Source organism: Streptomyces sp. NBC_01244 (genome assembly GCF_035987325.1).
In the GTDB taxonomy this organism is placed as follows: Bacteria; Actinomycetota; Actinomycetes; order Streptomycetales; family Streptomycetaceae; genus Streptomyces.
In genome coordinates, this window is the sequence record NZ_CP108488.1 from 4,882,531 (window position 1) to 4,905,116 (window position 22,586).

15 protein-coding genes and 1 tRNA gene are annotated in these 22,586 nt (G+C 72.8%); 3 read left to right on the forward strand and 13 right to left on the reverse strand.

All coding sequences use genetic code 11. The annotated features are described in order from the left end of the window. Positions 1-10: 10 nt before the first annotated feature. Positions 11-1,330 carry a hypothetical protein gene (locus tag OG247_RS21975; RefSeq protein ID WP_327253839.1) on the forward strand — a complete coding sequence of 440 codons (1,320 nt, stop codon included), beginning with the start codon at positions 11-13 and terminating at the stop codon, positions 1,328-1,330. 15 nt (positions 1,331-1,345) lie between these two features. Here the strand turns inward: OG247_RS21975 and OG247_RS21980 are convergent, their stop codons facing one another. Together OG247_RS21980 and OG247_RS21985 are read right to left on the reverse strand one after the other, a co-directional pair. Continuing rightward, positions 1,346-2,581, reverse strand: coding sequence for a serine/threonine-protein kinase (locus OG247_RS21980; RefSeq protein ID WP_327253840.1), 1,236 nt, complete (start codon positions 2,579-2,581; stop codon positions 1,346-1,348). Between the two features lie 59 nt (positions 2,582-2,640). Beyond that, positions 2,641-3,192, reverse strand: a complete 552-nt coding sequence (locus OG247_RS21985; RefSeq protein WP_243331094.1) for a helix-turn-helix domain-containing protein — start codon at positions 3,190-3,192, stop codon at positions 2,641-2,643. Positions 3,193-3,351: 159 nt separating this feature from the next. Between OG247_RS21985 and OG247_RS21990 the strand changes: the two genes are divergently transcribed. Beyond that, positions 3,352-3,424 (forward strand) — tRNA-Ala (locus tag OG247_RS21990). A gap of 70 nt (positions 3,425-3,494) precedes the next feature. On the opposite strand, the gene OG247_RS21995 is transcribed toward OG247_RS21990, so the two are convergent. Next, positions 3,495-4,769: a helix-turn-helix domain-containing protein gene (locus OG247_RS21995; protein WP_327253841.1), complete on the reverse strand. Its 1,275-nt coding sequence runs from the start codon at positions 4,767-4,769 to the stop codon at positions 3,495-3,497. A gap of 116 nt (positions 4,770-4,885) precedes the next feature. Then, the gene (locus tag OG247_RS22000; protein WP_327253842.1) at positions 4,886-5,050 is read right to left on the reverse strand and encodes a hypothetical protein; all 165 of its coding nucleotides are present in this window, start codon (positions 5,048-5,050) and stop codon (positions 4,886-4,888) included. A gap of 178 nt (positions 5,051-5,228) precedes the next feature. On the opposite strand from OG247_RS22000, the gene OG247_RS22005 reads away from it, so the two are divergent. Beyond that, entirely contained in the window at positions 5,229-5,855 is a 627-nt protein-coding gene (locus OG247_RS22005; RefSeq protein WP_327253843.1) for a hypothetical protein, read from the forward strand. Here OG247_RS22005 and OG247_RS22010 read toward each other — a convergent pair. From OG247_RS22010 to OG247_RS22050, 9 genes are read right to left on the reverse strand one after another with little or no spacing between them, the layout of a single operon-like run. Continuing rightward, positions 5,782-7,122, reverse strand: a complete 1,341-nt coding sequence (locus tag OG247_RS22010; RefSeq protein WP_327253844.1) for an MFS transporter — start codon at positions 7,120-7,122, stop codon at positions 5,782-5,784. The genes OG247_RS22005 and OG247_RS22010 overlap by 74 nt on opposite strands. A gap of 5 nt (positions 7,123-7,127) precedes the next feature. Beyond that, positions 7,128-8,411: a homoserine dehydrogenase gene (locus OG247_RS22015; protein WP_327253845.1), complete on the reverse strand. Its 1,284-nt coding sequence runs from the start codon at positions 8,409-8,411 to the stop codon at positions 7,128-7,130. A gap of 22 nt (positions 8,412-8,433) precedes the next feature. Next, positions 8,434-10,899: an amino acid adenylation domain-containing protein gene (locus OG247_RS22020; RefSeq protein ID WP_327253846.1), complete on the reverse strand. Its 2,466-nt coding sequence runs from the start codon at positions 10,897-10,899 to the stop codon at positions 8,434-8,436. Then, the gene (locus tag OG247_RS22025) at positions 10,896-11,693 is read right to left on the reverse strand and encodes a hypothetical protein (protein ID WP_327253847.1); all 798 of its coding nucleotides are present in this window, start codon (positions 11,691-11,693) and stop codon (positions 10,896-10,898) included. Before OG247_RS22025 ends, OG247_RS22020 begins: the two co-directional genes overlap by 4 nt. Beyond that, on the reverse strand, positions 11,690-12,724 hold the full coding sequence (locus OG247_RS22030) for an NAD-dependent epimerase/dehydratase family protein (protein WP_327253848.1): 1,035 nt from the start codon (positions 12,722-12,724) through the stop codon (positions 11,690-11,692). The genes OG247_RS22025 and OG247_RS22030 overlap by 4 nt, the downstream gene beginning before the upstream one ends. Positions 12,725-12,728: 4 nt before the next feature. Further along, positions 12,729-14,048: a cytochrome P450 family protein gene (locus tag OG247_RS22035; RefSeq protein ID WP_327253849.1), complete on the reverse strand. Its 1,320-nt coding sequence runs from the start codon at positions 14,046-14,048 to the stop codon at positions 12,729-12,731. A 20-nt stretch (positions 14,049-14,068) separates the two neighbouring features. Further along, complete coding sequence (locus OG247_RS22040) at positions 14,069-15,415, reverse strand: MFS transporter (protein WP_327253850.1); 1,347 nt, start codon at positions 15,413-15,415, stop codon at positions 14,069-14,071. Then, entirely contained in the window at positions 15,402-19,055 is a 3,654-nt protein-coding gene (locus OG247_RS22045) for a type I polyketide synthase (protein WP_327253851.1), read from the reverse strand. Before OG247_RS22045 ends, OG247_RS22040 begins: the two co-directional genes overlap by 14 nt. After that, on the reverse strand, positions 19,052-22,558 hold the full coding sequence (locus OG247_RS22050) for a non-ribosomal peptide synthetase (RefSeq protein WP_327253852.1): 3,507 nt from the start codon (positions 22,556-22,558) through the stop codon (positions 19,052-19,054). The genes OG247_RS22045 and OG247_RS22050 overlap by 4 nt, the downstream gene beginning before the upstream one ends. Positions 22,559-22,586 lie beyond the last annotated feature (28 nt).

The window sequence follows — 22,586 nt, forward strand, 5'->3', positions numbered from 1 at the left end:
GGTGCGTGTGATGGGTGGGGTACGTCGGGTACGGACGGCCGCCGCGGCGGCCCTGGCCGCCCTCGGTCTGGTCGCGGCCCTGCCGGGGGCCGCGGACGCGGACACGGCCCCGCAGCCGGTGCCCGCCTACCGGGGCGCGGACGGGGCGCAGGCGGTCACGGGCAAGCCCTCCACGGCGGGGGCACCGGAGTTGAAGGCCGGCTCGGTCTACAAGGACTCGATGGCGCCGGGGGAGCGGTACTACCGGCTCTACCTCGACGACCGTTCGACCGTGTACGTGTCCGCCGTGCTCCAGCCCCCGGGCGGCGCCAAGGTCAGCTACAGCGACGGCCTGGAAGTGAACGTCCTCGACATCGAGAACCACGGCTGCCTGGGCAGCCCGGGTCGGGCGTCCTTCGGCTACGACCCCGCCCCCCTCAGCGCCGTGGGGGCCCGGATCCTGAAGGAGGACGCCGAGTGCCAGGGGGTCGGCACCTACTACGTCAAGGTCACGCGCGAGATGGGCAAGGGCGGGGACCCGGCGCAATGGCCCCTGGAGCTGCGGGTCCAGCGCGAGCCGAAACCCGGTGGCGCCGCCGGGCCCACCTCCGCCCCGAGCGTCTGGCCCTCCGCCTCCCCGACCCTGCCGGGCAGCGATGCGGCGGCCCGCTCCGGCGGGACCGGCTTCAACGACGCGCGGGCCCTGGACACCGGGGTCTGGAGCGACGAGCTGCGGCCGGGGCAGACCCGCTTCTACCGGGTGCCGCTCGACTGGGGACAGCAGTTGGGCCTCGCCGCCGAACTCTCCGCGGGCAAGCCGACGAAGGACTCCGGGTACGCCTCGCCGGGGCTCTCCGTCTCGCTGTACAGCCCCTACCGGTCGCTGATCGACGCCGAGGACACCTCCTACGACGGGAAGCAGGCGGGGCTCACCCTGCCGCGGACCGCGCCGGTGGCCTACGAGAACCGCTTCGCCTCCGACCGGAAGGTCGGGGCGGTCCGGGTGGCCGGCTGGTACTACGTCGCGGTGACCATGGCGGGGAAGGTCGGGGAGTTCACCCAGGAAGCGGTGCCCGTCCCGTTGACCCTGCGCACGCAGATCATCGGCACACCGGGCAAGGCCCCGGCCTACGCGGAGGACCTCGCGGCCGCCGGGTTCGGAGTGGGCACCGAGGACCGTACGGCGGCCAAGGAGGGCACCACGGCCGTGGAGGCCGATGCCGCCGCCGCGAACCGGTCGGTGATGCGGGTGGTCGCGGGCGCCGGCTTCGGTACGGGGACGCTGCTGCTGCTCGTCCTGGGCGGCTGGATCCTGCTGGCCCGGCGGCGGACCCCCCGGGACAGGCCCTGACAGGTCCTGGGGGCCCTAGAGCTGGGTCAGGGCCCAGATCCCGACGGCGAAGCACAGTACGGCGGCGAGCAGGATTCCGGCGGTCACCTTCGCGGGCGGGGGCGCGAGCGCGGTCGTACGGGGTACGGCGGGCGCGGCCGGAGGCGTGGGCTGCTGGTGCTGGTGCTGGTACGGGGCCGTCGGCGTCGGCGCCTGCGGTGTCTGCGGTGCCGGGGCGGTGGCGAGGAGGGGCGGCGGGAGGTGGAAGCTGCCCGTCTCCGAGGGCCCGAAGACCCCGAGGGGAGCGGTGACGGGTGCGGGGGCACCGGGGGGCTGCGCGGGCACGGTGGGCGGGGCCGTCGGCGGGGTCTCGTACGCGGGTTCCCGGAGCGTGCGGGGCGTGAACCCGGCGGGCACCGGGCCCAGTTGGTCGAACACCTCGACCACCCCGGCCGAATCCCCGTCCGGGCCGGGCGGGGGCAGGAGTTCCACGGCCTCGGCGAGGGCCCTGCGCGCCCCGGTGGCGGTCTGGAACCTGCTCCGGGGGTCCGGCTGGAGCAGCGCCGCCAGGACGTCCCACAGCGGCGCGGGAACGCCCTCGGGAGCAGCGGGGGTGCCGTGGGTGAAGAACTGCTCCACGAGGGCCTGGTAGTCGGGCCTCGTGCCCTGGAGCAGGTAGAGGCCCACCAGTCCGACGGCGAACAGGTCGGCGGTGAAGTCCGGCTCGGCGCCGAGGAGTTGTTCGGGCGCGAGATAACCCGGCGTACCGACCAGGAAGGCGGTCTCGGTCAGCCGGGGCTCGCCCTTGCGCATGGCGATGCCGAAGTCGGACAGCCGCAGGTGCGGCCGCCCGGTTCCGGTGGCCTCCATCAGGATGTTGGCCGGTTTGACGTCGCGGTGGATGACACCCTCCGCGTGCACCGCCGCCAGCCCCGACAGGAGCTGGTCGAGCAGTGTGCAGACGAACCGGGGCGGCAGGGCCCCGTAGTCCCCGATCACATGGGCGAGGGAACCGCCGGCGACGAGGTCCATGGTGAAGAGGACCTTGTCGTCGTCCGCCGCCCAGCTGGCCGGGGCCAGTACGTGCGGGTGATCGATCCGCAGCGCCTGCTCGCGGACGAATCGCAGCAGGGTGTGGGCATCGCTCTGCAGGAGGACCTTCGCTGCGACGTAGCGGCGGCGCCGGTGGTCCCAGGCACGCCATACGGCGCCGGCGCCGCCACGTCCGATCGGGTCGATCAGTTCGTACCGGCCGGCGAAGATCTCACCCATTGCTGCGCCCGTCCCCCGTCGTCAGCTGTGTCCGTCGCGTGCGTCGCGTGCGTCGCGTGTCAGTTCTGGTGCGCTTCGTAGTGCGCGACGGCGTCGGAGGTGCGGCCCGCTCCGTACACCCGGAGGAACTCTGCCAGTTCCGGGTGGGTCGGGGCGAGGGTGTCCGCCGCGTCGATGATGTCGCCGGCCGCGGAGACCGAGCGCAGCAGCGACTGGATCTCGCGTACGACGCGCTTGACGGTGGGTGCGCCGGAACCTGTGGCGGCCTGGCTGGTGCTGTTGCTGAGGACGGAACCTCCCTGGGTCTTCTTGATCTCGTCCATCCGGTCGGTGGCCTCGCCCGCGCTGACACTCCCGTCGGCCACCTGGCCGGCGAGATCCTGGAGCGCCTGGACCCGCTGGACCACGGCGGGGTTGCCGATCTTGGCTCGCTGGCCGCTCATCAGCTGGGACAGCATCGGTGCCGACAGCCCGAGGACGGCAGCGAGGCGGGCCTGGTTCAAGCCGAGGTCATCTATGAGCCGGCGGAACAGCGCGCCGAGCGGCTCCCCGTACCAACTCCGCTGGAGTTCCCTGGCTCTGGCGGTCGCCTCTTGCTGTACTGCGTCCACTCTTACTACTCCCCTTCGCTGGTGCGAACCTCGCGTGCATCTTACGGAGCGTGGTCGCGGGGCGGGAGTCCCTATCATTTTGCGGGATGAGGGGGTACACCCGGTACTCTGTCCTACGGAACGGTCACTCGCTCGCGGGGGATCGGCACGTCCACATTCGGGGCCTTAGCTCAGTTGGTAGAGCGCTGCCTTTGCAAGGCAGATGTCAGGAGTTCGAATCTCCTAGGCTCCACCGTGCACAAAGGTCCCCTGACCTGCGAAAACGCAGGTCAGGGGACCTTTTTGCTGCCCTGGGGGACCGGCTAGCCGGGGGTGGTGCCGTTGGCTGCGGACAGGGATTCGGCGAGGGCGCGCCAGGCTTCGGCGGAGAGCTCGACGTTGCCGGACTCGCGGGCCTCCTTGGCGATGCGCTCCATGGCGGCCTGGGCGCCGGCACGGTCGCCGTCGACGATGGCCAGCTGGTTGCGCAGGATCTCCAGTGCCACGTGGTCCCGGCGGCTCATCCCCTCGGGCTGCGGGCCCAGCCGGTCGCTCAGCTCGCGGGCGTCGGCGAAACGGCCTTCGTGGAAGGCCAGTTGACACTGCAGGAGCAGTACTTCCAGCTGGTGCAGCGGCATGCCGACCAGGGCCGCCGCGGATGCGGCCTCGTCCAGGGTGCGCCGCGCGCAGACGGTGTCGCGCGGATCCATCTGCAGGTACATCGAGGCGGCGGCGAGGCGCAGGCGCATCCACAGCACCGGGTCGTCGTTGCTGGGCATCCGCTCGAGCGCGGCCCGGAGCAGCTCGGCCGTGCCCGTGCGGTCGCCCTGGCGGACGGCCACGCCGGCCGCGGTCCACAGCACTTCCACCTGGAGGCGCGTCGGAATCTGGTCGGTGAGGGGGCCCGCGAAGTCCTCGGACAGGGCGTGGATCAGCTGGTCGGCCCTGGTGCGGGCGTCGCCGAGCTGACCGGTCTCCGCGTCGATCGAGATCATGGTGAGGGTCGCCTCGGCGACGTCGCGGAAGGGCAGCTTGTACTCGGTCGCCCAGTTGAGGGCGTGGCCCGCGGCGGTGCGCGCCTCGTTCAGCTGGCCCGACGCCCGGAGCCTGCGGGCGAGCCGCACCTGCGAGCGGGCCTGGAGGTCGGGCAGATCGATCTGGTCGCTCAGTGCCACGAGAGCGCGCAGCACCCGCAACTCGTCGGCCTCCCGGCCCTGCGCCTGGTAGGAACGTGCGAGCAGCCACTGCACGTGCCAGCGCAGGACCGCATCGCCCTCGCCGTCCCGCAGGAGGGCGTCTTCCAGGAGGGTGGCCGCCTGCGGAGACTCGCCGACGGTGGCGACCGTGGCCAGTGCCTGCGCCAGCGGGCTGCTCACCGGGGCCAGGAACTCCGACGGCGAGACGTCCAGCCGGGCGCAGAGCAGCGCCAGCACGCGTTCTGTGGGTGGGCGTGCTCCGGACTCGAGCCGCGAGAGATACGCGGCCGAGAGTTCGGCACCCACCAGCTCGGCCTGCGAGAGACCGCGGGCGACCCGCAGCTCACGCAGCCGGCGACCGAAGACCGGCTGCTCGGGGACTCGATGTCCACGACCTGGCATACGCACCAGGCTGCCCTTCATTCCGCAATTTTGTCAATTCAACGTCTAAGCAGTGCCAATGATGACATTTTCCTTGACCTTGTCAATTCCGCCGGCCCCTTGAGGGCCTCCGTGCGCTACGGCCAGCCGATTTCGTTCATCTGGGCAGGGGTCGCGGTGCTCGCGGATGCCGTGGCGACCGTGTCGGCGCCGCTGAGACCGGAAGCCTGAGCTCCGGTTCCCAGTACGGCAACGGTGAGTATGCCGACCAGCGCAGAAACGATCTTTACGTGCAGCTTCACAGCTTTTCCCCTTGGTCTCCCGGTTGCCACCGCCGCGCCTTTTGGCCGCTTCCCGCCCTGTGGCATGCCGCTACTCAATCATGTCCGCTGATCTTCTGGCAAGGAGTTGGCAAGTAATTGACAACATAGGCAAGTCTCCCTAGGCTCTCGAGCGGGAATCAAACCGGAGGCCTGAGACATGCAGATGAACTTCGCCGGTGCGACGCAGATTCGCCATGCGATCCAGGGCGCGCGTTCGGAGGTGCTCCTGGCCGTGCCCGGCTCCTGTTCGTTCGACGGGCGGCAAGTGGACGTCACGGCGGCGCACAGCATCACCGGCGACCCCGATGTCAGCGTGCAGATGTATGTCCCGTCGACCGCGCGGGACGCGCAGGCGCTGCACGCGCGGTCGCTCGCGGCGCTCGCGAAGGACGGCATCCGGATCCACTCGATGGCGGACGCCGCTCCGCGCATGGCGATCATCGACCGCTCGATCGTCGTCCTGGCGCGGAACCGGGAGGACTACGACAACGGGGCCCTCATCGGCCGTGAGCTCCCCTTCACCTCGATGCTGGTGCGGTCCCTGACGGCTCCCGCGCCCGCCGGACGGGAGGACGAGCCCGCAGCCGACGGGGACCTCCACCCGCTCTCCCGCGAGGTGCTGCGCCAGCTGACGCTCGGCACCAAGGACGAGGCGGCCGCCCGCGAGATGGGCATGGCCCTGCGGACCTACCGGCGCGTGGTCTCCGGTCTCATGGACTCGCTCGACGCGCGCAGCCGTTTCCAGGCCGGGTACCGGGCGGCCCAGCGCGACCTGCTGCTCTAGGGCCTGTCGTCATCGTCAGGCTGACCAGGGCGCCGGCGGCCAGGAAGGCCGCGCCGATCAGGTACGGAGCGCGCAGGCCGCCCACGACCGCCAGCCCGCCGCCGAGGAGCGCGCCCAGCGGGGCCGCGCCCAGGGCCGCGATCCGGCTCGCGGCGGTGACCGGGCCGAGGAGCTCGGCCGGCAGCACCGACTCGCGTACCGAGGGCGCCAGTACCGTCGTCGCACCCAGTGCCGCGGCCCGCAGGAGCAGGGCGCCCGCCGCCGCGACCGGGCCGGCGGCGAGCCCCAGGCCCAGCTGGGCGAAAGCGAGCAGGACGGCCGTCAGCGCCAGCGCGCCACCGGTGCCGACCCGCTCCGTCAGCCGGCCGGAGACCAGGCTGCCGAAGAAGCACCCGGCGGCCTCGACGGCGAGCAGCACACCGATGCCGACCGGCCCGAGGCCGAGTTCCTCCTGGGCGAAGAGGACGAAGACGGCGGTGCCCGCGGCGAAGGCGAGATTGCAGAGTGCCGACCGCAGGGCCAGACCGAGCAGCAGGGGATCGCGTACGAGGTACCGGGCGCCCGCCCGCGCCTCCTTCAGGGGCGAGTTCCCCCTACCGCGGGGCGGCGGCGGGCCCGGGGGCAGGGAGCGGATCACCAGCGCGCTGAACAGGAACGACAGGGCGGCGGCGACCAGCGGAACGGTGCGCCCCAGGGTGAACAGGGCCGCTCCCGCGAGCGGTCCGGTGACGCCCTCGGTGACGTCCGTCGTCGCGCGCAGGCGCACCCGGGCCCGCTTCGGCAATTCCGGGTCCCCGCGCACGAGTTCCGGAAGGTACGCCGCGGCGGCGGTGTCGAACAGGATCCGGCCGGCGCTCAGCAGGAACGCCAGCGCGGCCAGCGGCCCGATCCCGATCCGGCCGGTCGCGGCCAGGGCGACCCCCGTCAGCAGCAGTACGGCGCGCACCGCGTCGGTCGTCCACAGGGTGCGACGGCGGCCCCACCGGTCGACGAGCGCCCCGCCCACCAGGCCGGAGAACAGCCAGGGGAGCAGGGCCGCCGCGGAGACGAGGGAGAGCTGGAGCGGGTCGCGGGTCAGGCTGGCGGCCAGCAGCGGCACGGCCGTCAGGCAGGCGCCGTCGCCGAGTGAGGACACGCCCGACGCGGCGCAGAACCGCCTCAGGGCGCCGGGCAGGGACGGCTTGCCCGCGCGGCCCGGCCCTGCCGGGGAGGTCCGGCCCGGAGCCGCGGGCCCGGGCAAGGTCGGTGTCGGGCCGGTCGGCGCCAAGCCGCTCAGCGCCCCTCGATGCGGACGATGCTGGTCACGCCGTGGACGCCGGCCGTGCCCCGCAGGGTGTCCACCGCCGCGGACAGCGCCGCGTCGGTGGCTTCGTGGGTGGACAGGGCCAGCGAGCAGCCGCCCTCGTGGCGCCGCTGGTTGAAGGACTCCACCGACACGCCGTGCTCCGCGAGGACGGTGGCCACCTCGGCGAGCAGCTCCGGCCGGTCGGCCACGTCGAGGCCGACGTGGTAACGGGTGACCACCTCGCCCATGGGGCGCGCGGTGAGCTCGGCGTACGTCGTGGCGCCCGGCCCCGTGACCCCGGCCAGCTTGTTGCGGCAGACCGCGACGAGGTCACCGAGGACGGAGCTGGCGGTGGGAGCACCGCCCGCGCCCGGACCGTAGAACATCAGCTGCCCGGCGGCGTCCGCCTCCACGAACACCGCGTTGAACGCGCCCCGTACCGCGGCCAAGGGGTGCTCCAGCGGGATCATCGCCGGGTGGACGCGGACCGTGACGGACGCGCCGTCGGTGCCGCGCTCGCAGATGGCGAGGAGTTTGACCACGCAGCCCGCGGCCTTGGCGGCGGCGATGTCGGCCGCGGTGATCCCGGTGATGCCCTCGCGGTGCACGTCCTGCACCCGGACGCGGGTGTCGAAGGCGATCCCGGCGAGGATCGCGGCCTTGGCGGCCGCGTCGTGGCCCTCGACGTCGGCCGTCGGGTCGGCTTCCGCGTACCCGAGGGCCGTCGCCTCCTTGAGCGCCTGCGGGTAGTCCGCGCCGAGGGAGTCCATCTTGTCGAGGACGAAGTTCGTGGTGCCGTTGACGATGCCGAGCACGCGGTTGACCCGGTCCCCGGCCAGCGACTCGCGCAGCGGACGCAGCAGGGGGATGGCGCCCGCGACGGCGGCCTCGTAGTAGAGGTCGACGCCGTGGGCCGCGGCGCCGGCGTGCAGGGCGGCGCCTTCGGCGGCGATCAGGGCCTTGTTGGCGCTGACCACCGAGGCGCCGTGGGCGAACGCCGAAGTGATCAGGTCGCGGGCCCGGTCCAGGCCGCCGATGACCTCGACCACGACGTCGACGTCCCCCCGGGCGACCAGCTCGTCCGCATCGGTCGTGAGGAGGTGCTCGGGTATGCCGGGGCGGGGCAGCCCGTCCCGGCGCACCGCGACCCCGGCGAGCTCGACGGGTGCACCGATGCGTGCGGTGAGTTCGGCCGCGTGGGTGTCCATGTAGCGGGCAACCTCGCTGCCGACCACTCCACACCCGAGCAGGGCTACTTTGAGTGTGCGCATGGTCCGGCTCTCCTTCCGAATGTCAACGTGCGTGAGCGGGAGCCGGGTTGATCAGTCCCGCGATGGCCCGTACGGACGAGTCCTCGAAGACCTTCTTGATGCGCAGCCGGACGCCGCTGCGCTCGTGGAGCCGGTTGATCAGCCGGCTCGCGAGCAGGGAGTTGCCGCCCAGGGCGAAGAACTCCTGCTCGACGCCGACCGAGGAGACGCCCAGCAGCTCGGTGAAGAGCCCGGCCACGAGGAGCTCCTCGGGCGTGGCGGGTGCCCGGCCCGCCTGCGCCACCGGAGCCGTCGGCTTGGGCAGGGCCTTGCGGTCCAGCTTCTCGTTCGGGGTGAGCGGGAGCTCGTCCAGTACGACGAACGCGCTGGGCACCATGTAGTCGGGCAGTGCCGCCTCGGCCTGCGCCGACAGCTTCGCCACGTCCGGGGCGGTCCCCGTCGCGGACACGAGGTACGCCACGAGCCGCTGGTCTCCGGGCGTGTCCTCGCGGACGAGACACACGGCCTGGCTGAGCTGCCCGTCGCGCAGCAGGACCGACTCGATCTCCTCCAGCTCGACCCGGAAGCCCCGGATCTTCACCTGGTGGTCGAGCCGGCCGAAGAACTCGATGACGCCGTCGGAGCGCCAGCGGGCCGCGTCTCCCGAGCGGTACATGCGCGCGCCGGGTTCGCCGTACGGATCGTCGACGAAGCGGTCGGCCGTGAGCTCGGGCTGGCCCAGGTAGCCCTCGGCCAGCTGCACACCGGCGAGGTAGAGCTCACCGATCGCGCCGGGCGGGAGCTGGCGGCGCTGCTCGTCGAGGACGTACAGCCGTGTGTTCCACACGGGGCGTCCGATCAGCACCGGTCCGGGCTCCGGGTTCCTCGGGCACAGCATCGAGGTGACGTCCACGGCCGCCTCGGTGGGGCCGTAGACGTTGAACAGGTCGGCCTCCAGCACGGAGGCGAACCATGCCTGCAGTTCCGCGGGCAGGGCCTCGCCACCGCAGACGACGCGGCGCAGGCTGACGCACTTGGCCGCGTCGGGCTCCTGGAGGAAGACCTTCAGGCCCGAGGGGACGAAGTGGGCGATGGTGATGTTCTCGGCCGCGATCGTCTCGGCCAGGTAGGCCGGGTCGCGGTGCCCGTCCGGGTCGGCGACGACGATCGAGGCCCCCGCCAGCAGCGGCCAGAAGACCTCGCGGACGGTGACGTCGAACCCGGCCGGCGTCTTCTGGAGCAGCCGGTCGTCGGGGCCGAGCGGGATCTGGTGCTGCATGTGGTGCAGCCGGTTGGTGATCGCCCGGTGGGCGACCACCACCCCCTTGGGGCGTCCCGTGGAGCCCGAGGTGTAGAGGACGTAGGCCGGGGTGTCGGGGGTGAGCGGAGCGCGCCGGTCGGCGTCGGTGGGGCTGGTCGGGTCGCTCCCGTCCAGGCGGGCCACGGTGGCTTCGTCGTCCAGGACGAGCTGCTCCGCGGCCACCAGGACCGAGCCGGTCAGGCCGGTGACGGTCACCACGTGGGAGGCCTTGGCGTCGGAGAGGACCTGGTTGATGCGCTCCACCGGGTAGCTCGTGTCGACGGGCAGATAGGCGGCGCCCGTCTTGGTGACGGCCAGGCAGGTGACGACGTAGTCCACGGAGCGCGGCAGCACCATGGCCACGATGTCGCCGGCCCCCGCGCCCGAGGCGATCAGCAGCCGGGCGATCCGGTTGGCCCGCGCGTCCAGTTCGGCGTAGGTCAGCCGCTCGCCTTCGCGGCTGACGGCGAGCCGGCCGGGGTGCGCGGCCGCGTTCGCCTGGACCAGTTCCGGGAGGGTCAGGTCCGGCACCTCGTGCGCCGTGTCGTTCCACTCGTGCATGATGCGGCGGTACTCGGCCGGGGTGAGCAGGTCGATCCGGCCGATCTCGGCGGTCGGGCCCGCTTCGAGCAGTCGCTGCGTGAAGTGGCCCAGGCGGCAGGCGTGTTCGGCCGCCTCCGGGTCGGTGTGGTCCGAGCTCGAGCCCGAGCCCGCGGCCCGGGCTCCGGCCCGCAGGCGTGCGGTCCGCGGGTCGAAGGCGAACGCGAAGGCGAGAGCGCAGGCCGGGTGCTCCGGCCCGCCGTCCTCGTTGTCGGCCGCGGCCTCCCCGTCCGCCGCGGCGTCCGCGAAGAGCACCCGCGCGCTGACCGGCGGCGCGTCCGCGTCCGCCGTCCGCGCCGCGTCCGCCGAGTCCCCGGCGTCCCCGGCGTTCCCCGCGTTCCGCGCGAGCTGCGCCCGTGCCTCGCCGGCCAGGGCGGCCACGGTCGTCGTGGGCTCGACCCGCAGCCGGACCGTGCGGGGGCCCACGGCCAGGACGATGTCCCGGGCCGCGGTCATCCGGTGCTGGTAGGCCGCGGCGGCGGCCAGCGCCAGCTCGCGCCAGTCGGCTCCGAGGGCGTCGAGGAGCGCTCCCGCGGACGCCTCGCGGGGGAGGTCCCCGTCCCGTACGGCGGTGTTGCCCTGTTCCATCGCGATCTCCTGCACGCTCATGCGGAGCGCTCCTTGAGGATGCCGTGCACGGCATCGGCCACGTCCTGGTTGTTCAGCAGTTCCCCGGTGCCGAGGGGGAAGCTCCGCTCCCGCAGCGCCAGCGGGGCGCCCGGACTGGACGTCGCCGAGGTCAGCGCGAGGGCCTTGGCCCAGCCCGCCGCGGGGTCCAGCGCTTGGGCGCCGTTCAGGTAGGACACGTAGGAGCGGAACATCCCCATCAGGTCCCCGGCCGTCTCCTCGTCCAGCCCCAGGCGGTCGAAGGCGAGTCCGGCGGCGCCCTCGTAGAGCTTGACGATCGCGAGCGCGCCGGAGCGGAAGTCGTCCCGCGTCATCTCGCAGACGGTCAGTGCTTCGGCGATCCGGCTGCCGCGCTCCTCCTCGGAGAGGAGCGACATGGCGTCGACCGCCTTCTTGAAGTCGCGGTAGAGGCTGAGGGAGTCGACCGGCTCCGGGTCGAAGAGCAGGAGCGCCGGCCGGCTGCCCTGCTGCCGCTCGATGTGATCGGCCAGCGCGGCGGCGAACACGCCGCCCACGCAGTAGCCCAGGACGGCCTCGACGTGGCCGTGCGCGCTGCCGGGCAGCTCTCGCCACCACCCGAGGTACGCCTCGGCGTCCAGTACCTCCGTCTCGGCGGCGTCCGGCTGGGAGGTCAGCCAGAGGTCCCGGCCCGGCGGCAGCAGCGGGGCGAACCGGCGGAAACCCGCCTCGGGGCGGGCGGTGGAGTCGAAGTCGACGGCGAGCACCGTCTTCTCCGGGTCGCCCTCGCTGATCCGCTGCCAAGAACCCGTACTCATACGAGGTCCCCCTTCTCCGTCGTCTCCGTCTGCGGCCCGGCTTCCAGCAGCGCCAGCTCCTCGGCCGTGGTCAGTCCTGCCTTGCGTTCGCGGGCGAGCCCCAGTTCACGTTCGTACGCGAGGACGTCGGCGACCGTCTCCTCGAAGGGCCGGTGCACCAGGCCCGCGGCGAGGGCCCGGGAGTGGTCGTGCGCCATGAACCCGTAGTCCTCCGGGGGAACCCACAGGGGCAGCGACTTCTCGCCCCGCCACACCTGGACCCCGGCCGCCTCCAGCCGCTCGGCGGACAGCGCTACGAGTGCGGTCTCCGGGGTGCCCACCGCCTTCACGACCGCGGCCAGCAGCTCGCCGAAGGGGCGGGCCGGCCCGACGCCGTTGTACGTCCCGCCGGTTCCCCGCTCGCCGGCTCCGACGATCCAGGTGGCCATGTCGCGTACGTCGATGTGCTGCGTGGGCTGCTCGAGGGCGTCCGGGACCACGACCCGGCCGCCCCGCGAGATCCTCGCGGGCCAGTAGCCGAACCGGTCGGAGACGTCGCCGGGGCCGATGATGAGGCCGGAGCGCACGATGAGGGCCCGCTCGCCCATGGCCTCGCGGACGGCGTTCTCGCAGCCGACCTTGATGCCGCCGTACAGGTGGGGGTGCTGGATGCGCTCCTCCGCGGCGGCCCCGCTCGTGGCGGGCTCGTGCAGCGCGGAGTCCTCGTTCTGACCGGTGGTCACCGCGTCCGCGTACACGTTGATCGAGGACACGAAGGTCCAGTGGGACGCCTGCGCTCCGAGAGCCGTCAGCGCGTCGCGCACCCACGGGTAGGACATGGTCGCCACGTCCACCACGGCGTCGAACCGCTGTCCGGCCAGCGGCTCCAGGCCGTCGGGGGCGTCCCGGTCGACCCTGACGAGAGTGGCGCCGTCGGGCACCCGTCCCGAGGTGCCGCGGGCCGCGCAGACGACGTCGTGGCCGCGGCGCACTCCTTCCGCCGCGATGGCGTGGGACAGGAAGGCGGTCCCGCCCAGTACGAGCATCTTCATGGGGTCACACGCTCCCGTGCGCCACGGGGCAGCCCGACGCCTCGGGGGCGGCCGCGGCCGCCGTGTCCCGGGGCAGCCGGCGCTCGTACCGCACGGGCAGCGAGGCGAGGCCCCGGCTGACCGAGTTGTCGTACACCCACTGGGTCTCCTCTTCCGGGACGGCCAGGGTGATGCCGGACAGGCGGCGCAGCAGGGTCGGGAAGACCACGTGTCCTTCGAGGCGGGAGAGCGGGGCGCCGGGGCAGTAGTGCGCGCCGTGGCCGAAGGTGAGGTGCTTGTTCGATCCCCGGGTGATGTCCAGCCGGTCGGGCTCCTCGAAGATCTTCGGGTCCCGGTTGGCGGCGGCGATGAGCAGGTGGACGAAGGCCTCCTTGCCGATCTCGACGCCCTCGATCTCCATGTCCTGCGCCGCGACGCGCAGGGTGCCGCGGTAGCTCGGCGACTCGAACCTCAGGAACTCCTCGACGGCCGACACCACGAGCTCGGGGCTGGCCTTGAGCAGGTCGAACTGGTCCTTGTGGGTGAGCAGGGCGTGGAGGCCGTTGCCGATGAGGTTGGTGGTGGTCCGCTGTCCGGCGATGATCACCAGCGACATCGTCGAGGCGATCTCGTCGATGGTGAACTTGTCCTCTTCCTCGGCCGCGACGAGCAGCTGGCTCACGAGGTCGTCACCGAGGTCGGAGCGGCGCGCCTCCAGCAGGTCGAGGATGTACTGCTCGAAGGCCGAACTCACCTGCTTGAGGCGCTGGTTGCCCTCCTCGTCGGCGTACGGGGCGCCGCCGAGGACGTGCGACCACTCGTACAGCATCTCGCGGTCCGCGACGTCCACCCGGAGGTACTCGAAGATCACCATGACCGGGAGCACCCGGGCGAACTCCATGAGGTCGACCTCGCCCGACTCGGGAAGGGCGTCGATGAGCTGGTCGGCGATCTCCTGGATGCGGGGGCGCATCTTCTCCATGCGGCGCGGCACGAAGGACTTGCTGACGAGCTTGCGGAGCCGGGAGTGGTCGGGGGCGTCCGCGATGAGCATGTTGCGGGACTGCACGGGGCTGTTGTCGTACAGCTGGTCCCGGAACCACTTCGGGGTGTTCTCCAGCGACTTCGAGATGCGGGGGTCGCCGAAGGCCTTCAGCGCCATCTCGTAGTCGGACACGATGTAGGCCTCGGCGCCGGGCGGGTGGTTGATGGCGCGGACCGGGCACGTCTGACGCAGGTTGGCGTACTGGGCGTTGCGGTCCTCCAGCGGGTGCGTGAAGAACTCCGGCGGGAGCGGCTCGTGCGCTGCGGCGGTCACCGGCACGTCGATGGCGTCCTGGGTCATGGCGTTTCCTTTGCTGTGGTTCACGAGGGGTTCTCTTCGAGCGAGGCCAGCGTCCGGATGCTCCGGGTCAGGGTCGGCAGCGCCGCCAGCGTCGCGATCACGCCGACGGTGGCGAACACCCAGACCGGGCCCCAGGCGTCGAAGATCGCTCCGATCGCGAGGACGCCGACCGGCGAGATGATCGTGGAGGTGAAGACGATGGCTCCGAGGACCCGGCCCTGGAGCTCATCGGGCACGGTCTTGGCCGCGTACGTCAGGAACAGCGCGTTGATGAGCGGACCGCGGACGTACACGCAGGCGACGACGATGCCGAGCGGGATGACCCCGGGGACCGTCATCAGCAGGGCGGCCGCCAGCGGGCCGATCCAGTAGCCGGCCATGAAGATCACCGACGGGCGGACCCGCTTGATGACGGTGCCGGCCAGCAGCGCGCCGACGAGCGCGCCGGTGCCGGCCACGGACAGCGTCAGGCCGATGAACGAGTCCGACGCACCGCGGTCCTTGCCGGTGGCGATGACGGCGAGGGACATGCCGACCGTGTTGAAGGCCAGGTTGGACAGGGTGATGCTGATCATCAACGGGCGCAGGACGGGGTCCCTGGTGAGGTACCGGAACCCTTCGAACAGGCCCTTCTTCCCCTCGCCGGGGGTCTCCGGCCGCGGCACGCTCTTGACGAACAGCATCAGGACCGCGGAAGCCGCGAAGGAGACGCACCCGGCGACGAAGGGAAGCGCGCGGGCCATCCCGTACAGCACGCCGCCGATGGACGGGCCGGCCGTGATGGCGCCGAACCACCGGATTTGGTTCTGGGCGGTCGCCTGGGCCAGCTGGTCCGGCCGCACCAGCTGCTTGATCATGGCCATGCCCGCGGGCATGGACACGCCGTGGCAGCAGCCCGACACGATGGCGATGACGAACGCGAGGGGCACGTTCATCGACCCGGCGAAGAGCAGGGCGGCGAACATCCCGAGCAGCACCGCCCGGACCACGCTCGTCACGATGAGCAGCCGCTTGCGGTCCACCCTGTCGGCGAGGATGCCGCCCCAGAAGGACGCCAGACCGTTGGCCAGCAGCTGGGCGGAGCCGACGGCCCCGGCGTAGGCGGCCGAGCCCGTGCTGGCGAGGATCAGCAGCGGATAGGCGATGCCGGCGGCGTTCTCGCCGACTCCGGCGAGGGCCTCGCTGCTCCACAGGGCCTGGAAGGAGCCGTTGCGCAGCAGCGAGCGCTTCTCGACGGGCGCGGCTTGCGGCTCTTGGGCCTGCGGTTCCCGGGCCTGCTGCTCCGTGGCCTGCGGTTCCGTGGCTTGCGGTTCCGTGGCTTGCGGTTCCTGCGTTTGCGGCCTGGTGGCGGAGTCATCGACCGTCATGGTCTGTTCCCTTCCCGGCGGGGACCTCTGCCGGAAGTGCGTCGAGCAGCGTGGTGGCGAGTTCCCCCACGTGAGGGGCGCGGAGCATCGACCAGTGGTCCCCGCTCACTCCCCGGACCGTCAGGCCGCCCGGGTACAGGCCGCTGATGTCGCGGCGCAGGAGCTCCGCCCCGGACGCGTCCACCCCGACCTTCAGCACCACGGCCGGGCAGCCGACCGGACGCGGCCGGTACCGGGAGAGCACCCGGAACTTGTCCATCAGGAGACCGCGCAGGGCGGGGTTGCGCCGGGCCTGCGCTCCGACCCGGCCGATGCCCAGCACCGCGCTCGCCATGAGGCTCAGGTGCCCGAGGACGAACTCGGGGTCGGAGCCGATGGTCCGGCCCGCGCGGCCGGGTACGTAGGCGTCGAGGCACACGAGCATGTCGACCCGCTCGCCCCTGGCGGCCAGTTGGAGGGCCATCTCGTGGGCCACGACGGCGCCGAAGGACCAGCCGCCGAGGGTGTAGGGGCCCTCGGGCTGGGCCTTCAGCAGCGCCTGGAGGTGGTGGGCCGCGGAGGCCTCGACGGACATCCGTGACGAGTTCGCCACCTGCGGTTCGAGCCCGTGGACCGGGCGCGCGGTGTCCAGGCTCGCGGCCAGGGCGCGGTAGCTGAGGGAGGATTCGGCGGCGTCGGCCACCAGGAACAGGGGCCGTCCGGTGCCCTCCTTGAGGACGACGGCGCCCGTGGCGGGCGCCGAAGCGGCGGTGCCCCGCTGCTGCTCGGCCAGTTCGAGCAGGTGCCCGAAGGTGGGCCCGCGCAGGAACTCGGCGGCCGATACGACGACTCCCGCCTTCTCGCGAAGCTGGGTCATCAGGTTCAGCACCATCAGGGATTCGCCGCCGAGGGCGAAGAAGTCGTCCTCGGCGGACGCCGAGGACACGCCCAGCGCCCGGCACCACAGCTGCTCGACCTGCCCGCGTACGGGCACCGTCCGGTCGGCCGCGGGCGTACGGCGCTGCGTGCGCGCGACCTGGGTCGCCTGGCCGGCCTGCGGGTCCTGAAGGGCGAAGGGGTGGCCCGGCAAGGAGCACAGGAAGGGACGCTCCCCGGTGCCCGCCAGCGTTTCCTCCACGAGGTCCAGGCCGTGCTCCCACAGGGTTCCCAGCGCGCGCAGCAGCCCGCGCTCCCCGTCCTCGGGCCTGCCCAGCATCGGCACGCTCGCGTACGAGGGGTCCCACTCCCCGCGGAACCGCAGGGCGCCGAGCATGGTGCTGCCCGGCCCGAGCTCGATGAACGTGTCGCAGTCCGAACCGAGCAGGGTCTTCATGCCGTCGTCGAGCAGCACCGGCCGGCGTACCTGCGCGGCCCAGTACGCGGGATCGCACACGGCTTGGGGGTCGGCCCAGTCGCCGGTCACGTTCGAGACGAGGCGCAGGTCGGGAAGGTGGGTGCGGGTGGCGCCGATCAGCTCGGTCAGCCGGTCGGCGACGGGGGCCTGGATGTCGCAGTGGGCGGCCCGGTCCACGTTCAGCGGACGCAGGTCCAGGCCGGTGAGGGCGTCGCCCTCCAGAAGCCGCGTCATCTCCCGCGCGGGTCCGGACAGCACCACGCCACCGCGGCTGATCATGGAAACGGCGATCCTGCCGTCCAGGGGCACCCGGCGGGCCACCTCGTCCAGGGGGGCGTTGACGGCCACCATCCGGCCGGGCTCGGTGGCGCGCAGCCCCTGGGCCCGCTCGTAGACCAGGACCGCGGCCTCCGTCGGGGACCACACCCCGGCGAGGGCGGCGGCGGCGTACTCGCCGACGCTGTTGCCGAACAGGGCGGCGGGCTTGATGCCCCAGTCGCCCAGCTGGCGGCCGAGCGAGTAGCCGATGGCGAACAGGCCCACCTGCTGGTGCGCCCAGTCGTCGAACCACTCGCGCGGTGCGCCCGCCTCGGTCACGATCGGCGACAGGTCCACCCCGTAGGTGTCGCGGACGAACCCGCCGATCTCGTCGAAGCAGGAACGGAACTCCGGCAGCAGCCGGTGGGCCGCCGCACCGGCGGCGTGCCGCAGCACTCCGTGCCCGGGGAAGAGGAACGCCACCTGCGACAGGGACCTGGCGGCGGCGGGCCGCGGCGCCTCGCGCAGCAGCTCCGCGGCCCGGGCCCGGTCCTGTGCGACGAAGGCCTGACGGTGGCCGTAGCCCCGCCGGGAAGCGAGCGCGCGGGCGGTCTGTGCCAGGTCCGGGGCGTCATCGGCCTCCAGGCGGGCGGCCAGGTCCCGGCGCAGTCGGGCGAGCGCGTCGTCGGACGCCGCCGACAGGGTGAGCACGGGCGGCCGGGGCCCGGCGGCGGGCTGCTCCCGGTCGGGGGCGGCCTGCAGGATGACGTGCGCGTTGGTGCCGCCGACGCCGAAGGCGCTCACCGCGGCCGTGGGGGTTCCGCCCTCGGGCCAGGACCGGGTCTCGGTGCACACCCGGAACGGCGAGGAGTCGAGGTCGAGCAGGGGGTTGGGGCTGGTGAAGTGGAGGGTCGGGACGAGTTCCCGGTGCTCCAGCATCAGCACCGTCTTGATGAAGCCCGCGACACCCGCGGCCGCGCTGGTGTGGCCGATGTTGCTCTTGACCGCGCCCAGCCATGTCGTGGGGTCCCCTTCGCGGGCCTCGAAGGCGTCCGTCAGCGCGGCCACCTCCACGGGGTCGCCCATCGGGGTCGCCGTGCCGTGGCACTCGACGTAGTGGATTTGCTGGGGTGTGACGGCGGCGACCTCGTGCGCGCGCCGGATCACCTCGCTCTGGCCGGGGATGGACGGGGCGGTGAAGCCCAGCTTGTCGCCGCCGTCGTTGTTGAGCGCCGAACCGCGGATGACCGCGGCGATCCGGTCGCCGTCGCGCAGGGCGTCCGCCAGGCGCTTGAGGACGACGACCCCGACGCCCTCGCTGGGGATGGTGCCGGCGGCCTTCGCGTCGAAGGGACGGCAGTGGCCGTCGGGCGACAGGATGCTGCCCTGTTCGTGGAGGTAGCCCCACTCTCCCGGCGGCGACACCGCCACCCCGCCCGCGAGGGCCGCGTCGCATTCGCCGCCGCGCAGCGCCTGGGCGGCCATGTGGATGGCGGTGAGCGAGGTGGAGCAGGCCGTCTGCACGGTGACCGCGGGGCCCCGCAGGCCGAGCTTGTAGGCGACCCGGGTGGCCACGAAGTCCTTCTCGCGGCTGACGACCCGTACCAGCGGGCTCAGATCGTCCCCGGAGTCCAGCAGCGTCCGGTCGGAACCGGCGTACACGCCGATCCGGCCGGAGAAGCGGCCCGGGTCGATGCCCGCGTCGTCGATCGCGGTCGAGGCGCATTCGAGGAACACCCGCTGCTGCGGATCGATGTGCGAGGCGTCGGCCCGGTTGTACCGGAAGAACGTCCAGTCGAACATCCGGGAGCCTTCCAGCACTCCCTTGGCCCCGACGAACTCCGGACGCCGTACGAGGTCCGGGTCCGCGCCCTTCGCGATGAGGTCGGCGGTCTCGAAGTGGGTGATCCCCTCGACTCCGCCGCGCAGCAGCTCCCAGAACTCCCTTACGTCGGCGGCGCCGGGGTAGCGGCACGCCATCCCGATGACGGCCACCGCGTCGTCCGCGGCCCTGCGGGCCGTCTCCTTCTCCTGTGCCGGGGTGCTCACTTGGTCACGGCCTTCGCTACGAGGAGTACGACGCCGGCCGGGGTGGGGGAGAGCAGCAGCGCGCGCAGCTTCAGCGTCACGCCCAGCCGTTCCTTGACCAGCCGGATCAGCTGTACGGCGCCCAGTGAGGTGCCGCCGCAGGCGAAGAAGTCGGTGTCGGCGGCGATCGCGTGCGCCTCGCCGTCCGAGCGGCCGCCGGTGCGCTCGATGGCCTCCGCGAAGAGGGCCGAGACCTGCGCCAGTACGTCCTCGGCCGCCGACCGCTCGACCGCCGTGGCGGCCGGGGCCGACCGGACGGCCGGCCCGGCGACCGCGGCGAGGGCCTTGCGGTCGACCTTGCCGTTGGGCGTCAGCGGGATGTTCTCCACGAGCGCCCACAGCGTCGGCACCATGTAGGACGGCAGCGTGCCGGAGAGCAGGTCGCGCAGTTCGCCCGTGCCGAGCTCGGTGCCCGGCTCGCTTTCCGGCCCGGTGCGCGGGGTGGGGACGACGGCCGCGACGAGCCGCTTCTCGGCGCTGTTGTCGCCGGTGACGACGACCACCGAGTCCTTGACCTGCGGGTGAGCCTTCAACGCGTCGGAGATCGCGCTCAGTTCGATGCGGTAGCCGCGGAGCTTGACCTGGTCGTCGGCGCGGCCGAGGTAGGCGAGGCGGCCCTGCGTGTCGAGACGTACGACGTCACCCGTGCGGTACAGCCGCTCCTGGACGTCGGCCGAGAAGTGGCCGAAGCTCCGGGCGCTCTCCGCCTCGTCGCCCACGTAGCCGTCGGCCAGTCCTTCGCCGCCGGTGTACAGCTCGCCGACCGCACCGGGCGGGACCAGGCGCCCGCGCGCGTCGAGTACGTACACCCGGGTGCCCGGGACCGGTGTGCCGATGGGCAGCGGTCCGCAGACGTCCTCGGGCCGGCGCACCGTGTGCGTGGTGGTGAAGGTGGTGTTCTCGGTCGGTCCGTAGCCGTTGGTGACGACCAGGCCGGGATGGCGGGCGAGTGCGCGTGCGGCGTGGTCGTGCGGGACGACGTCACCGCCCGTCAGCAGCTGCTTCAGCTTGCCGAAGGAGGCGGGGGCGAACTCCTCGACCAGCCGGAAGAGGCCGGCGGTCAGCCAGGCGACCGTCACCTCGCGTTCGAGCAGGAACGTGCCCAGTTCGGACGGGGAGGGCAGCGCGTCCGCCGGGTACACCTCCAGGGTGGCGCCGGTCAGCAGTGCGCCCCACAGCTCCAGGGTGGAGGCGTCGAAGGCCAGCGGCGAGAGCCGGAGCATGGTCTCGCCCGGCCCCGTCCGGACGTATCCGGCCTCGTGGACGAGCCGGATGACGGCGCGGTGCGGAACGCCGACGCCCTTCGGTTCGCCCGTGGATCCGGACGTGAAGGCCACGTAGGCCTGCCGTGCCGGGTCCGTCTTGGGCAGATCGACCGGCTCGAGCGGCTCGAGCGGCTCGACCGGCTCGAGCGGCTCGACCGGCTCGAGCGGCTCGTCGGCCGCGGGCGACCACGAGGCGTCCCAGGTGGCGGCGAGCGTGACGCCCCGCAGCCCCTCGTGCCCGGCCGCCGCGGGGGAGACCAGCGCCGCGGCCGGTGCCGCCTTCGCGACGATCAGCCGGGTGTGCGCGGGGGGCAGGCTCAGGTCCACACCGACGTAGGCGGCGCCGGCGGTGAGGATGCCCAGGACGGCGACCGCCTCGGCGACGGACCGCTCGACACCGATCAGCACCGTGTCGCCCTGCCGGACCCCGGCCTCGCCGAGCAGGCGGGCCTGCTCGGCGACGGCCCGCGCCAGCTCCGCGTAGGTCAGCTCGACCGATCCGTCGCGGACCGCGACCAGGTCGGGGAAGCGCCGCGCCGTGTCCCGGAACATCTCGTCCAGGGAGGTGACGGGGAAGTCCTCGCGCACGGCGTTGACCGAATCCAGCAGAGCCCGGCGCTCGCCGGACAGGCAGCGCACGTCTTCCAGTACGAGGTCGCCACCGGTGGCCAGCCGCTCGGCGGCCGCCCGGAAGTCCGCGATGAAACCGACGGCTTCGGCCTCGTTCCACACCGCGGTCGCGTACTCCACGTGGCCGGCGAGCGAGGGCTCGGCCCGGCCGATCAGCAGGGTCAGGTCGAACTGCGCGCCGCCGCCGTGGCCCTCCTCGATCCGCAGGTCCAGCGGACCCGCGGCCAGGCGCTGCGGCACGAGCTGGTCGTGCATGCCGAAGCACACCTGGACGAGGGGGTGGCAGCCGATGCTCCGCTCCAGGCCGAGGCGGGCGACGAGCTCCTCGAACGGCAGCCGGCCGGCGTCGATGCTCAGCGTGAGGGAGCGCTGCACCGAGCGGAGGTAGTCCGCCGCCGTCGCGTCGTCGTCGATGTCGATCCGGACGGGTACGAGGTTGCCCGCGACCCCGACCAGGCGCTCCAGCTCGTTGCTGCCGCGCCCCAGCAGGGGCACGCCGACGAGCAGGCTGCGCGAGCCGGTCGTCCGGCTCAGGGTCAGGCCGAAGGCGCCGAGCAGCAGGGCGAAGGGGGTGATGCCGAGTTCGCGGGCGCGCCGGGTGACCGCGGCGCTCGCGCCGTCGCCGAGGTCGACCGGGGTACGGGAGCCCGCGGCGTCCTGGACGGGGGGCCGCTGCCGGTCGGCGGGCAGTTCGAGGACCGTGGGGACTCCGGCCAGGTGGCCCGTCCAGAACCGGGCCTGCTCGTCCCACAGGCCCCCGGCCCGCTCGGAGTCCTGGATGCGGATGAGCTCGCTCAGCGGGACGCCGGGCCCGAAGGCGGTGGGAGCGCCGCCCGCGAGTTCCTCGTAGCGGGCGAAGATCTCCTTCAGCACGAGACCCACCGACCAGCCGTCCAGCACCATGTGGTGGGCCGTCAGTACGAGGGCGCTGCGGCCGGCCGGATGCGTGAAGTGCAGGAACCGCACGGCCGGGGCCGCCGTCAGGTCGAACGGACGGCGGGACTCCACCTCGGTGGTCCGGCGGACGTACGCCTCGAAGGCGGCCGCTTCGCCGTCGTGCGTGAAGCCGGTGAACTCGGGGGCGTGGTCGGCGAGTACCTCGCGGACCACGCCGTCGTCGCCTTCGGCGAAGACGGTCCGCAGCCCCTCGTTGCGCGCGACGGTCGCGTCGACCGCGGCACGCAGCAGGCCGGGCTCCGGCTCTCCCGCGTCGGCGAAGGCGGTGAAGACCAGGTTGTACGGAGAGCCGCCGGTGATGCTCTCGATGAGCCACATGCCGCGCTGGGCGTGCGAGAGCCCCTTCAGCGCGGCGTCCGAGGGGGCGGGGGCCGTGGCGGGTACCGGCCCGTCCGCGGGAGCGGCCTCGGCCCCGCCGAGGACGGCTGCCAGCGGCTCGCCGCCGAGCAGGGACTTCACGGATATCTTCAGGCCGAGCTGTTCCCTGGCCATGGCCTCCAGGCGCATGGCACGGAGCGAGTCCCCGCCGAGCTCGATGAAGCTCCGCGTTCTGAAACCCGTAGTGTCCGTACCCACGCCCAGAATGGCGGAAGCAAGATCATCAAGCGTCATTGGTTCACTCTCCGGTGAGGAAGGTGGC